The 14,950-nt window shown below is 38.3% G+C and carries 11 protein-coding genes; 6 read left to right on the forward strand and 5 right to left on the reverse strand.

Annotated features, from left to right (window positions below; all coding sequences use genetic code 11):
* Positions 1–1,257: GntP family permease (locus tag DBX25_RS17605; protein ID WP_240620385.1), on the reverse strand; the 1,257-nt coding region annotated here is incomplete at its 3' end.
* Positions 1,258–1,397: 140 nt separating this feature from the next.
* The gene (locus tag DBX25_RS17610) at positions 1,398–2,030 is read right to left on the reverse strand and encodes a YczE/YyaS/YitT family protein (RefSeq protein ID WP_476704055.1); all 633 of its coding nucleotides are present in this window, start codon (positions 2,028–2,030) and stop codon (positions 1,398–1,400) included.
* Between the two features lie 211 nt (positions 2,031–2,241).
* Between DBX25_RS17610 and DBX25_RS17615 the strand changes: the two genes are divergently transcribed.
* Positions 2,242–5,280, forward strand: a complete 3,039-nt coding sequence (locus DBX25_RS17615) for an efflux RND transporter permease subunit (protein ID WP_108672089.1) — start codon at positions 2,242–2,244, stop codon at positions 5,278–5,280.
* A 108-nt stretch (positions 5,281–5,388) separates the two neighbouring features.
* Here the strand turns inward: DBX25_RS17615 and DBX25_RS17620 are convergent, their stop codons facing one another.
* Positions 5,389–7,623: a sensor domain-containing protein gene (locus tag DBX25_RS17620; RefSeq protein WP_240620383.1), complete on the reverse strand. Its 2,235-nt coding sequence runs from the start codon at positions 7,621–7,623 to the stop codon at positions 5,389–5,391.
* Positions 7,624–7,766: 143 nt separating this feature from the next.
* Between DBX25_RS17620 and DBX25_RS17625 the strand changes: the two genes are divergently transcribed.
* From DBX25_RS17625 to DBX25_RS17640, 4 genes are all read left to right on the forward strand, one after another.
* Positions 7,767–9,287, forward strand: coding sequence for a spore germination protein (locus DBX25_RS17625; RefSeq protein ID WP_420812963.1), 1,521 nt, complete (start codon positions 7,767–7,769; stop codon positions 9,285–9,287).
* On the forward strand, positions 9,271–10,389 hold the full coding sequence (locus DBX25_RS17630) for a GerAB/ArcD/ProY family transporter (protein WP_157951009.1): 1,119 nt from the start codon (positions 9,271–9,273) through the stop codon (positions 10,387–10,389). Before DBX25_RS17625 ends, DBX25_RS17630 begins: the two co-directional genes overlap by 17 nt.
* Positions 10,355–11,440 carry a Ger(x)C family spore germination protein gene (locus DBX25_RS17635; RefSeq protein WP_108672092.1) on the forward strand — a complete coding sequence of 362 codons (1,086 nt, stop codon included), beginning with the start codon at positions 10,355–10,357 and terminating at the stop codon, positions 11,438–11,440. The genes DBX25_RS17630 and DBX25_RS17635 overlap by 35 nt, the downstream gene beginning before the upstream one ends.
* Before the next feature lie 102 nt (positions 11,441–11,542).
* The gene (locus DBX25_RS17640; protein WP_108672093.1) at positions 11,543–11,992 is read left to right on the forward strand and encodes a hypothetical protein; all 450 of its coding nucleotides are present in this window, start codon (positions 11,543–11,545) and stop codon (positions 11,990–11,992) included.
* Between the two features lie 55 nt (positions 11,993–12,047).
* Here the strand turns inward: DBX25_RS17640 and DBX25_RS17645 are convergent, their stop codons facing one another.
* Together DBX25_RS17645 and DBX25_RS17650 are read right to left on the reverse strand one after the other, a co-directional pair.
* Complete coding sequence (locus tag DBX25_RS17645) at positions 12,048–13,046, reverse strand: ABC transporter permease (RefSeq protein WP_108672094.1); 999 nt, start codon at positions 13,044–13,046, stop codon at positions 12,048–12,050.
* A complete protein-coding gene (locus DBX25_RS17650; RefSeq protein ID WP_108672095.1) occupies positions 13,039–13,965 on the reverse strand; it encodes an ABC transporter ATP-binding protein in 927 nt (308 codons plus the stop codon). Before DBX25_RS17650 ends, DBX25_RS17645 begins: the two co-directional genes overlap by 8 nt.
* Positions 13,966–14,071: 106 nt before the next feature.
* Between DBX25_RS17650 and DBX25_RS17655 the strand changes: the two genes are divergently transcribed.
* On the forward strand, positions 14,072–14,842 hold the full coding sequence (locus DBX25_RS17655; protein ID WP_108672096.1) for an SGNH/GDSL hydrolase family protein: 771 nt from the start codon (positions 14,072–14,074) through the stop codon (positions 14,840–14,842).
* Positions 14,843–14,950 lie beyond the last annotated feature (108 nt).

Below are 14,950 nucleotides of genomic sequence, written 5' to 3' on the forward strand. Positions count from 1 at the left end.
AACAATTCCAATCACGACTGCAACAATTGGAATTAATACTCCAACGAACAAAATATCGCGATAAGAATCTTTGTGTGTTAATCCTGTTACTGCAAACAATGTAAGGAGCGCCCCATTATGCGGTAGAATGGAGGCTCCAGATGACACGGATGCAATTCGATGAAAAGCCTCAGTACTCATTCCAGTTTCAAGTGCTAATTGGTAATACTGCGCACCTAAAGCCTCTAATGCAATACCCATGCCCCCGGAAGCCGAACCGGTGATGCTAGCCAATACTTGAACCGCAATTGCCTCTGAGATAAGGGGATTACCCTTTATCCCTAATACAAGTGCAGTCAATTTTGCAAACCCAGGGGCTGCTGTAACGACAGCACCAAACCCTACAGCAGCACTCGTATTAATGACCGCCATTACTGATCCAGCAGCACCTCCATTGATGGATGGAATGAATTGTTTGTATTTCTTGATATTAAACAGCATGATAGCTATAATTCCCACAAGTAAGGACGTCAAGATATTCCATTTTAAAACGTTTAACGTAACAACCACTATAACAAGCGGTAAAAAAGACAATATCCAGTTTGGCAATTCTTCACGCTTTACTTCCTTCACCTCTTTTTCCGGAGGTGTATAGGTTTCACCCGCTTTTGTCAGTCGTTTTTCGCGCCAGCTTAAATAAAAATATCCACCTACCGCCATCACTAATCCTGTTACTATTCCAATAATCGGAGCGGCAGTCGGAGTGGTCTTAAAATAATCCATTGGAATCAAATTCTGGATTTGTGGAGTACCAGGTAAGGCTGTCATCGTGAATGTAAAGGCTCCGAGAGCGAAAGTACCGGGTAACAATTTTCTGGATATGCCTGCTTCACGAAATAGGGCAATCGCTAAGGGATAAATCGCAAAAACCACTACAAACAGGCTTACCCCACCATAAGTAAGAACTGCTGCCGCAATTAACACACCCAAAATGGCGCGTTTCTTTCCAATCAGCTTTGTTATTAAGAATGCCACAGATTGAGCGGCTCCAGTATCCTCCATTAATTTTCCGAATATAGCCCCGAATAAAAACACGGGAAACCACTTTTTCGTAAACTCTACAAAACCTGTCATGTACGTTTCAAGATAGGTTGGCAGTAAATCAAGACCGCTAGTCAATGCAACAACTGCAGCTGTCAACGGAGCGATCCAAATAATCGACCAACCAAGGTATGCCAGTCCCATCAGTAAAATAAGACCAAGAAAAATACTAAGCATCATACGCCTCCATTCCTAAAAATATGTAACACTGATTACTTTTCCAATTTTTTTCATACATTATTCGGAAAGGTATCAACCTTATTGCTAGTTTGGAAATAGTAAAAAGGCGACCCATTAACATTGGGTCGCCTTCTATATTACGAAGAAATACTATTGGGCACTCTTCTCTCTTCAATTGAAGTTATTAATCCTTTAAATACCATCAATGACCTTCCAAACACAGGACTAAGCAAGAAGGTATACAGTAAACTCATTATAAACACTGGGCCACCTAATAAATACCCTACAATGAGTACTAAACTCTCTACGAGAATTCGTGCATGGCTGACGGATAGTTTTGTTTTATCCGCTATGTATAACATAAATCCATCCCGGGGACCAGCACCAAGCCCTGCTGCCACATACATCCCGCCACCTGTTCCTGCGATTCCAATTCCTAGAATTAAAATTAAATAATCTACCCAAGTATGAGTCGCACTCGGAAGAAGACCGGTCCACAGGAAAAAGTCGATAAATAGGCCGATTAGTATTGTGTTAAGAAAAGTTCCTACACCAATATATTTTCTATTTACCACTAATGAAAATGCCAACAAAATTAAGCCACTTATTATACTCCATGTTCCAATTGACAGTCCAAATAACTCGAATAAAGCTACATTCAACACATCCCAGGGGTGCAAGCCAAGATGCTTTACTTTTATGGCAATCGCTATCCCTAAACCACATAGCAACAATCCTGTCATCAATAAAAAGAACCGAAACCATTTCAACCGTCTTCCCCCCTTCCCTCGATATGAAAAAATAAATGACGAAGGTCACTATTTTCCAAAGTTTAGCTATCTTATTATTCATCATAGTTAGTGAATAGCCTAATGTAAATTATTTATTTATTTTCATAAAAACCTATATCCGACCTTCAAAAATTATGTTAAGATTCATTTCGGAATATAGGATATTTTTACCATAAAAGGAGAGATTTTCATGTCATTGTTTACCAAGTGGTCTTTTAAAAACAAGGCTGCTGTTACGTTAATGACAATCTTAGTTTTGATTGTAGGGATTGTTAGTTATTTCAGGCTTCCAATGGAGTTTTTACCAACTGCAGATAATCCTCAAGTTACCATCGTTGCGTTGGGTCAAGGAACAGATTCCAAAACGATGGAAAGTGTTGTAACCACCCCCATTGAAAGGGCTGTTACAGGCGTAAAAGGAAAAAGAAACGTATTCTCTACAACTGGAGACGGCTTTTCCAAAGTAGACCTGTTCTTTGAACCGGGTTCTGATATGAAGGAGGCAAAACAAGAAGTACAAGAGGCGCTCAATAATCTACAGCTACCTCCGAACATTATGAAGCCTTCTGTTACCCAACTAAACACGTCCATGATTCCAATTTCCTTCGTTTCCATAACGTTCGATGATGGAATGACGCAAGAAAACATGGATTTTGTAAAAGAAGAAATAGAGCCGATGTTCAAGGATTTAAAGGGAGTTGCTAATGTACAGACGTTAGGGATTTCTAATGCTGTCGTCTCTGTAAAGGTTGACGAAGAAAAATTAGCACAAAACCAAATCTCTCTTCAAGCTGTAATGGGTGTTCTACAAGGTCAAAACAGTTCTGTTGCCGTTGGAGAAAAAGTCATCGACGGAAAAACGAGCAACATTAAAGTTGTTGGCGATTTGAACAGCATAGAAAAACTTAAGGGCATCAATGTTGCTCCTAATGTCACACTTGGTGATATTGCTACTATTAAAGAAACAAAGAACGAAAATATTATTAGCCGTTTTAATGGAAAAGATAGCATTGATATCAGTGTTACGAAAGACAGTCAATCAAATGCTGTATCATTAAACAAAGAGGTTGAAAAGCTAGTAAAAGAAATTAATAAGAAATACAAAAACCAAGAATCTACTTTGTACCTATCCTCTGCCCAAATGGTTGAGACATCAGTACATACAATGGTTAAGGAAGTGCTTCTTGGCGCGTTATTTGCAACGATTGTAATAATGGTTTTCCTTCGCAACTTCCGTTCTACTTTTATTACTATCGTATCTATTCCATTATCGTTATGCTTTACACTATTCCTTCTTTCATGGTCAGGCGTAACATTGAACATCTTGACATTAGGTGGAGTAGCCGTAGCGGTCGGTCGTTTAGTAGATGATAGTATCGTAGTCATCGAGAATATTTTCCGCAAAATGCAAACAGAGAAGTTTTCAGTTCAGCTAGTAATTGATGCGACTAAAGAGGTTGGAGTGGCAATTACAGCATCTACCTTGACAACAGTAGCTGTATTCTTGCCAATGAGCTTGTTAAATGGTGGCTTACAAGAGTTCCTACTTCCTTTCGCCTTGACGGTCACATATTCTTTATTGGCTTCATTAATTGTAGCATTAACAGTTGTTCCATTAATGAGTGCTGGATTATTAAAGAAAACAAAACTTGCAGAGCATAAGCCTTCATTGCGTTTTGTGAAGTTTGTGACATGGTCATTGAACCATAAATGGGTCATCCTTGTCGTAGCTTTCCTTTTATTCGTAGGATCTATTGGCACATACTTCGCTATTCCAAAAGGGGCAGTAGACAATTCTTCGGCTGATTATGTATCAGCCACTTTAACCTATCCGAATGAAACACCGATTGCAGAGGTAAAAGAAAAAGCAATTGAATTAGAAAAAACAATTCGTGAAATCGATGAAGTTAAATATGTGTTCCTAGTAATGGGTTCTTCTGAAGAGGCTGCTCAAAGTGGTTGGGTCACCTCACCAACCCAAGCCAATATTAGCATTTTATTAACTGACACGAAGCATACGGATGAAGTGTTAAAACAAATAGAAAAACAAAAGGATAAGTATCCTGGAGGCGAGTTAGAAGCTTCTGCCGCATCGTTCATGATGGGTGGAGCGAAAACGAATATTACCATTGATGTCGTCGGAGACGATGTAAAGGATTTAGAAGAATCTGCTAATGGCATTAAAGAAATAGTTTCAAAGATTAATGGTGTAGAAGAAGTTACAACGAACCAAGAAGAAAAGAAAATGGTTCACTCATTAATTGTGGATCCTACAAAAGGAAATACTGAACAAATCGCTGGTCAATTAGGTGTATTATTAAACCGTACACCGATCGGTACTATCACTTTAGATGACAAACAAACGACTGTATTCCTTGAACCAGTCCTGGATACAAAAACACCAGAAGAGCTAAAGAACATTTCAATTATGGCTGGAGCAGCAATGGTACCAGTTTCTGCGGTTGCCACTTTACAAAGTGAAGAAAGCTCCACAAACCGTTTCCACAAAGACGGAGATACGTATTTACAAGTAACTGCTTCAGTCGATCCTGCCAAACTGTCTGAAATTGCAGCAAAAGTGAATGTAGAGCTAATGGGCGATAAAAAAGACAATAAAGGCATGAAGCTTCCTGAAGGTGTCGAAATTTTTGTTGGTGGAGCTAGTGCACAGCAAGCAGATGACTTTACTGATTTATTCTTAATCATGCTTGTGTCTATCGGTATCGTATTCTTAATCATGGTTATGACGTTCAAATCATTCAAAGCGCCAATCGCTATCCTATTCTCGCTACCACTTGCAGCAATCGGTGCAATCCTAGGAATTTTGATTAGTAGAATATCAGTTGATATCACGGCACTTCTCGGTGCATTAATGCTAATCGGTATCGTCGTAACGAATGCAATCGTGTTATTAGATCGCGTTAAACAAAACGAACAAAACATGATCATTCGTGAAGCAATCATTGAAGCTGCGGCAACAAGAATGCGACCAATCATTATGACAGCAGTAGCGACTATCTGTGCCATGCTTCCGCTTCTTTTCAAAAAAGCAGAAACAGGCAGCCTAGTTTCACAAAGTTTAGCTATCGTCGTAATTGGCGGTTTAGCCGTTGCAACACTATTGACTCTTATCGTTATCCCATGCATTTATGAATTGCTGTACTTTAGAAAATCTAAGAAACAACGTACAAAAAATGCCATGACTGTACAAAAAGATCTTGTGGGTTAAGACAGAAAACCACCTTCTAGCGTTTAGACTAGAGGGTGGTTTTTTTGTTCTATCACCAATACAAAAAAGAAGTAGCCCGCAAAGCGCAACTACTTCCCTTCTTCCGATCTATACCGTACACGAATTCTTTTTCATCAAATCACCAATCTCACTTGCAGGAAGTGGTTTGCTAAAGAAATATCCTTGTCCCATCATGCAAGAATTCTGTAAAAGGAAATTCACTTGTGTTTCTTGCTCGATTCCTTCAGCTATAACTGTGAAATTCATATTTTGTCCCATATCAATAATGGCTTTTACAATAGAGCCTTGATGATTGTCGTCTAAAATATCATCAATAAAGGATTTATCGATTTTGATATTATCAATTGGAAGATGTTTCAAATAACTTAGCGAGGAATAACCCGTCCCAAAATCATCAATAGACAGCTTTACTCCAATTTGTTTCAGTTGATTCAAGATGAGTGTTGAGCGTTCAATATTTTGCATGATACTCTCGGTGATTTCAAGCTCTAGATATTTAGGTTCAAGATCCGTATTCACTAAGGCCAGTTTGACGTATTCGACAAAATCGTCATCTTGAAGCTGTCTAACAGATATATTCACAGCGACAGGAATAGGTTCCATACCTTGCTGTTGCCATGCTTTATTTTGCAATATCGCATTTTTTAAAATCCATTTTCCTAAAGGCACAATTAACCCTGTTTCCTCGGCTAGTGGAATAAATTCACCTGGAGAAACCATTCCTAATTCAGGATGATTCCATCTTACTAAAGCTTCAACCCCCACAATACGACCCGATACTAGATTCACTTGTGGCTGATAATGGAGCACTAATTGATCCTGCTCCAAAGCCTTCCGTAATTTATTTTCTAACTCCATTTTACGCAAAGTTGGTCCATCATGATTGGAGGTGTAAAATTGAAAATTATTCTTCCCACGTTCTTTTGCCATGTACATCGCAGTGTCAGCATGTTTAATCAACGTATCGATGTCTTCCCCATTCTCTGGATACATACTTATTCCAATACTCGGAGTCACGTAGAATTCTTCTTCCTCTAAAATTAATGGAGCTGAGAACTCTGCAAGGAATCGATCGCAAACATCCGATACGGCTTCTTTATCGATATTTTCTAATAGAATAATGAACTCGTCGCCACCTTGACGGAAAACATCACCAACATTTTTAGCAGCTAAACGTAATCGCAAAGCCACTTGTTTTAATAATAAATCTCCCGTTGTATGCCCTTTTGTGTCATTGATTACCTTAAAACGATCTAAGTCTAAAAATACGACTGCAAACGGTTCAGGATGACTGTTAGCCAAAATTTCATTCAAGTGGTTTCTGAATTTATTACGGTTCGGCAAGCCTGTTAAAGAATCGAAATAAGCCATATGTTGTATCGTTTTTTCTGCTTTTTTGCGCTCAGTGATATCCCTACCAATTACTTGCATGGCATGCCTTCCACCATACAAGATAGGCATTGCAGAAAACTCTACATCAATAGTGGAACCATCTACTTTGATTGCTTGCCGTTCCATCCTAATCTTTTCAAAATAATTCGAGTCCTTCGTTCTGAATAAACTCTGAATCTCATTTATGGTTTCCATGGTTACATATTTTCCAATGTGTTGCCCAATAATATTACCGGTTCCCGTTTCTCCTACTAATTTACTTCCAGCCTCATTGATATATTCTATGATTTCTTTACGAATGACTGCAATAATATCTGGTGACATTTCTACTAAACTACGGTATCGATCTTCACTTTCTCTTTGTTCGGTAATATCAAAAAGGACACTCGTAAAGTCCACAAATTCGCCTGCTTCGTTTAATGTAGGAAACCCACGGTCTTGAATCCATCGTACCTTCCCATCCGGTCGTATAATCCGATATATACTCGTTACTGGTTCCCCATGTAAAAATTGCTTTTCACGATCAGCAATGACTGGCAAGTCTGCTGGAAGGATAACTTTTTTCCAAAGATTTAAATCTTTATAGAAGTCTTCTGAAGAGTATCCGTATAGTTTTTCAATTCCCGGTGTTATCAATAAGACATTGGACTTCAAGTCATGTGACCATATTGCAACATCCAAAGTATCGAAAATATTATTTAATTTTTGATTACTCTTCTCCAGCTCTTCAGTAGTAGTAGAGAACCTTTTAAGTAAAAAAAATAGTATTGTAATTGTTCCTACATTCAATACTAGATGGATGAGTTGAAAGTACCATCCTTCTCCATGAATGACTCCTTGCAGTCCTTGATCTAACACTTCGAATAGAAGAACTATTGCACTTAGGAGCAATACCTTTTTCTGCTTCATGATAAAGAACTTTGATTCCATTGATGCACTCCTAATAACCTAATGTTTTATTTAAATTTTCCACTATTATGTACATAAAAACAATATGGAATTGTAAATAATATGCAAATAATAGAAATGTTTTGTTCTAACTCTCTGCCAAATACTTAAAATACGTTAGGTGAATGTTCATGGATCAACTAAAAAATCAATCATTAAATAAGGCACCGTTGCACTTCGACGACGTATTTAACCAATTAAGAAAGTCTCATGATTTTTCAAGTTTTCCTGTTCAATTGGATAATGAGCTACTTACGATTTCTTATTTCGACTCTTTAATAGATACGGAAATATTGCACAGAGATGTACTTCCCTTTTTAAGTAATAAATTTACTTCTGTTGAACAAATTGTTCACGATCTTCCCATCGAGAAGGTAGTTGTAACAACAAGGGCAAGTCAACTCCAAACCCACCTACTTTCAGGGTATATTGCGATATCTTTTGCAAGCATACAGGATGAAGCTGTGCTAGTTAAATCTGGGGTAATTAGAACTAGACAAGTTTCATTACCAGAAGTAGAGTTCAGTGTAGTAGGACCAAAGGAGTCTCTGTTAGAATCTCTTGATACTAATTTGAATTTAATCAGAAAAAGACTTCCCATTCCAGAATTACTGGTGCAAGAATTGATTGTGGGTAAATTATCTAAGACGAGGGTGGCAGTGCTCCATATTGACGGAATAGCAAATACAGAAAATGTGAATACCGTTTTGCAAAGAATTTCTGATATCCAGATTGACCAGGTATTAGATAGTTCTTATATTAAGCAATTGATTGCGGATAACAACAATACACCCTTTCCTCAGGTCATTGACACAGAGAGACCCGACCGTTTAGCTGCAGTTCTAGGGGAAGGAAAAGTTGTGATTTTAGTGGATGGAGCACCTCATGGTCTTATTGCACCTACTACTATATTCGAATATTTCTCAGCATTTGAGGACTATTTTTTGAACTGGACTGTGGCATCGTTTTTCCGAATCGTCCGATTTTTCGCCGTACTATTTTCCATCATGGTGACACCTATATATGTGGCTGTTTTAACGTATCACTATGAATTGATTCCTAAAGATCTCATTAGCACCCTAGTTACATCTAGAAGCGCAATTCCACTTCCGCCTATACTGGAAGCATTGATATTGGAATTGGCGATAGAATTACTCCGTGAGGCTGGAGCAAGACTACCGACTAAAGTCGGCCAGACGATCGGTATCGTAGGCGGGATCGTAATCGGGACTGCATCCGTTGAGGCTGGTCTTACGAGTAATGTTTTATTGATTATCGTGGCCCTGGCTGCCCTTGCATCCTTTACTACACCCGTTTATCGCATGGGTAATACAATCCGTTTAATCCGATTTCCCTTTCTATTACTGGCACATTATATCGGATTATTAGGGGTAGCGATTTGCTTCTGTTTCCTACTTGTCCATTTAATCAGGCTAACTTCATTAGGAAGACCTTTTTTGGAACCCATTTATCCTCCAAGGCTTTACGATTGGCGTGACGCGTTAGTTCGCTTGCCGTTTGCTTTACAAAGCAAACGCCCTATAGCTCTTCAAACAGAAGATACTGTTCGCTTACATGCAGATAAACACGATTCCACTAGTTCAAAAGGAAAGGAGAACGATCTCCAAAATGGTAAAAAAGAGTGATCAAATATCTCCTTTTCTTGTCGCCTATCTTATTCATAGTGTTCAAGTTGGTGTTGGAATCTTAGGATTTCAAAGAATCATCATCCAATCTGCCGGAAACGATTCCTGGATTGCTGTAATTATTGGTGGTCTTTTCTTTTCCCTCGCTATCTGGTTAATGTATAAATTGCTCAATCAAGAAAAAAAAGATCTAGTTGGAATCCACCAAAGTCTATTTGGTAAATGGATAGGCGGTTTTCTCACTATGATTTGGGTTTTATATTGGCTAGTCATCAGCATTTCCATTTTCAGGGCTTATATTGAAGTCGTTCAAGCGTGGATGTTCCCGCTCATAAATGTAAAAACATTCAGTGTGATATTAGCGATATTAGTTTATTACACCATTTCAGGAGGCTTTAAAACCGTTGTTGGAATATGCTTTCTTGGAGTAGTAATCCCACTTTATCTAGTTTTTACATTTATTTTCCCATTAGAATACGCACAGTTTAGGAACATATTGCCGATTTGGAACCATTCAGTCAAAGATATCGCAGTGGGATCAAAAGACATGACCTACAGCTATCTTGGTATTTCGACGCTCTTGATGTATTATCCCTACATTAAACATGCGGACCAATCCCAAAAATGGGCGCAAATTGGAAATCTCGCTACCATGGTTCTATATTTATTTGTCATGATTATGAGCATTATCTTTTTCAGTGAAGCACAGGTCAGTAAGTATATTTGGGCAACATTAACCGCCTGGAAAATAGTAGAAATGCCTTTTGTAGAACGGTTCGAATATATCGGCATCACTTCCTGGGCATTGATTATATTGCCAAATATCTGTTTAACACTTTGGTGCGCCTCAAAGGCAACCTCTTTAACTTTAAACATTAAGCCCAAACATATCTCTAGGGCCATGCTTTTGATTATGGTCCTTGCTGCGGTTTTCCTAAATGGACGAGATATGATTAATACGTTTATCGATACAAGCTCTAAAGTTGGCTACTATCTACTATTCGTATATTTACCAATCTTAGTTTGTATCTCCACCGTCATGCTGAAGATAAGGAGTAAAAAAACCAATGACAAAGCAAAGAAAAGTGCTGATTCTTCTTAGTACAACGGGTCTCTTCTTATCAGGCTGTATGAACATTCAGCCTAAAATCCTGGATGATGTGAACTTAGCTACAGCCGTTGGTTATGATTATGTCGATGATAAAACGTTTAAAGCTACGGCGGTGACTCCTAGGTATTTACCCGATAAGAAGATTGTCAATGAAACTTTTACATCTGTTTCAACTTTAAGCAAGGAAATAAGGGGGAACATTAATCAACAGACAGAAAAACCGATGGTCAGCGGCAAAATTGAAGTGGTTTTATATAGTGAAAAAATAGCGAAAAAAGACATTACGAAAATCATCGATAATTTACAACGCGATCCAAGCATTGGGTCGAATGTGAATTTAGCTGTGGTTGAAGGAAAAGCAGAAAAAGCATTGGTACAACAATTCGGTAACATGGATAAAGGAATTTTCATTTCAAATTTAATTGTCCAAAACATCGAAAATGGTTTTTTGCCTAAGACCAACCTTCATCTCTTTTTATATGCCTATTATTCAGAAGGGATGGATCCATTTTTACCTCTCATTAAACCAGTGGGAAATAGAGTGTCAATTGAAGGGATGGCATTCTTTGATAAAGGCAAGTACGTATACCATACGAAGCCTGAGCAAAATTTCGCATTTACCATGCTTGCATCTCGTAATTCAAGAAGTGAAGCATTTAAGGTGAAAGTAGGAAAAGAAGAATATGCTTCTCTGTATAACATATCTGCTAAAAGAACCTTTGACATTCATAAACCAATGAGTACAGAAGAAATTATCATCAATCTAAAGGTTGATGCAATCCTAAGGGAATTTTCGAGCGGCACTGAAGGAAAACCTGTCATAAAAGAAATCGAGAAAGCCATGATAAAGGAAATTGAAAAACAATCTAATAAGCTTATTAAGAAATTTCAGTCGCTGGGCATTGATCCAATAGGCATTGGGAACCAGGTAAGAACCCGTACGCGAGATTGGGACAAAAAAGAATGGGATAAGATTTACCCTACCATTAAAATTAAAACCAAAGTAAAAGTTAATGTGCTAGAAACGGGAGTCATTGAGTAACCCAGTTTAAAAGCATGAATAAATCACTTCGTTTGGTAAATAATAGGAAATGGATATAAGCAATTTAGAATGCGCGGCAAACAGGAGGGGAAAGTAACATAAATGGAGAAACTATTATGGAGCGTTGCCCTTCCAGGGTTTGGCCAATTTTTAAATGGAAGATATGTAAAAGGGATTACCTTAATCATTTTAGAATTTATCGTCAATGTCCAAGCAAATCTCAATGATATCATCATCCTTAGTTTTAATGGAAAAATAGAAGAGTCCATCCTACATACCAACTATCAATGGCTTATGTTTTACCCCTGCCTTTACATGTACGCCATTTGGGACGCCTTCAGGGATTCAGGTGAAGCCAAAAGCAAGGGCTTATTCCTTCCATTTGTATGTGGTGCCTATTTTGCAACAGTTGGAATCATCTATTCGAAAAGCTTGACCTTATTTGGATTATTAATCGGTCCAGTCTGGTTGCCGATTCTATTCATGATTATAGGGAATGTGGTAGGTGCAATCTTAAAAAACATCTTCTATAAACAAACTAAAACAATATAATAAAGGCCATGTTCCAAGTAGCATACACACTTACTTGAAACATGGCCTTTGAACATTAATAAATATCCTTTTGAGTAAAGTTCCAAAATGCTATGCCTAGGCATACAATCGTCCATATTCCCAGTACCGTCAATGAAAACGGCAAGGACATCCCTTCGATAGGCGGAGCTTGTCCCTCTAAATAATTAATGATGTCAAAATTGACGTTTACTAAATACTTGGAACTAGTCCAACTAGAACCTATGGATGATAATAATGTTCCTGCAATCAGAACTGCCATCATCGTTCCAATTCCAGTCGCTGTGTTTTTCACAAGAACTGATATCATGAGGCTAATCGTTCCAACAACAGCTGTCACCACCCAAGCAAGTCCAACAGACATCAGTAAGTATTGCCACATTGGCAGCGTATGAACGAATTCCGTCGAAAATACTCCTGAAGGTGAGGCTTGGAACCCTGTCAATATCGGTGCAGTCCAGCCATCATACCCAAGAACAATACCAGATATTGCATAACAGACGATGACCGTTACCGCCATCAACATGGATGTATACAGTAAAATCGTCAGCCATTTCGCCATAAGGATTTTCCATCGTTTTACAGGTCGGGATAATAACGTTTTGATAGTCCCATCATTGTATTCGCCACTTACAATGTCAGCCATGATAATAATAATGAATAATGGCAAAACAAGTGTAACACCCTGTGAAAAGAAGATTCGGATGAACGTTGGTGCACCTGGATAGTTCGGATTGATATCATTGTCTAAATAATATTGTTTTTGCTTTAAATCAAACTCAAGGAATTGCCTGAATTCATCCTGTATTCCACTTGACGCCAACCGATTTTGACGATCAACGATTTCCTGTTGAAGCTCTACACGCCAATCCAACGTACCTTGTTTCTTTATTTTTTCTTGAATCTCTCGATACTGCGCGTATGTAAACATAGAAACTAGAATGATTAAAATAATTGTTACGACCGCAAAACGTTTTTTGGAAGCAATTTTTATTACTTCATTACGGACAAGGCCTACCATATTAGGATTAGACAATGTGATCTCCTCCTGTCAAACTAATGAATAGGTCTTCCAATGTCTGAACTTTTCTTTCAATCGTCCACACTTCAATGCCTGCTTCCATCAAGGCTTTATTCAGTGTAGAGGTCTTGCTTTCGTCCATTAGAGTGTGTACAGTATGGTCATCATATAATTCTGCAGCTTGTACAAATGGTGACTCTTTGAAAAATGCAAGAGCAGTAAATGCATCACTGACTCTCCAATCCACACCTGAAGATAAAGAACCTACGAGATCTTGGACCGTACCTACTTGGACAATTTTCCCATGGCTCATTATGGCCACCCGATCAGCCAGTAATTCGATTTCACTTAAAATATGGCTGGAAACGAGTACGGATAAGCCAGTTTCATCAACCAATTTCCTTATAAATGTTCGTAGGTCACGAATCCCCATTGGGTCAAGCCCATTCGTTGGTTCGTCCAAAATCAGGACATCTGGACGTCCTAACAGTGCTTGGGCAATTCCTAGTCGCTGTCGCATGCCTAACGAATAAGTCCTTACTTGATCATCAATCCGAGCTGTTAGGTCAACCAAATCAATCACTTCTTGAATCCGTGCTTCATCTACATTCGGAAGCATACGTGCAAAGGTCTGTAGGTTTTCTCGACCGCTTAAGTACTTATAAAGCTCTGGATTTTCGACGATTGAACCGAGTCGTTGCATCGCCTGGACAAATTGTTTTTTTACATCAAAATCACATATTTCAATTTTACCTGACGTTGGCTTGATTAAACCAACAAGCATCCGAATCGTGGTAGTCTTACCAGCCCCGTTCGGTCCCAGGAATCCAAAAACTTCACCCGGAAAGATTTCAAAGGATATATTATGAATGATTGTCTTTTTTCCAATCACTTTTGTTACATTTTCTAATTTTACTGTCGGTTTTACACTCATAAAATCACCCCTATTCTATTCTAACTAAATTCTTGCACATTGACTCTTTTAAATACTCAATTAAATAAAATATTTGTTACAATAACTTAGAAGGAGAGGTCAAACGATGAAAAAATGGATGTGGCCCTTATTTTTATCAGTATCGATTGCACTGACAGCCCTTTTTGGCTATGGCTTTATAAGTGCCTATATGGATGTAACGAACCCACCGCGAACGAAAGTATTAACAAAAACTGAAGAAGCACCGATAACACCAGGTGATACATATATAGCACTTGGGGATTCTTTAACTAGAGGTGTAGGCTCTTCAAAAGGAGAAGGCTTTGTTGCGTTGGTAGGTAATACCCTTAAAGAAAACAATACGGTTGAACGTTTCCAAAACCTTGGGATAAGAGGTGCCAGGATTGAAGACTTGCTAGCACAGCTGGAACAAAAAGAAGTAAAACGAACTCTTAAAGAGGCCAAAATTATCTCAATCACTATCGGAGGTAATAACCTATTCAACCGTGGAGAGGTTTTGAATAATTATTCGGAAGAAATGGCGCTCGGCATACTAAAAACGGAAATTCCGAATTTAGAAAAGGCTTATAAGATTATTAGAGAAATCAACCCAGATGCGGTGATACTCTACACTGGGCTATATAATCCATTCAAACAATCACCAAATGGGGATTCATTCGATAGCATTATCCAGAAATGGAATGAGTCGACTCGTACTTTGGGCTTAAAATACAACGTACAGATCGTGGATACATTCAATTTAGTCAAAGATGCAAAACGCGATCTTTCTAGCGATCAGTTCCACCCAAATGACTCCACGTATAAACAAATGGCAGATAGCGTAGCACTTGTCATCGAAAAAAATATTATTAAGTAAAAAATATGTAAGAAGCATTCCTCTCTATGAACTGCCCCCTGTAAAGTAGACATTGAAAATAATAAAAATGATTTAAGCGGCTTTAGCTCTATATTCCATAGGGCTAAG

This window comes from Peribacillus acanthi (assembly GCF_003073175.1).
GTDB lineage: Bacteria > Bacillota > Bacilli > Bacillales > DSM-1321 > Bacillus_BN > Bacillus_BN acanthi.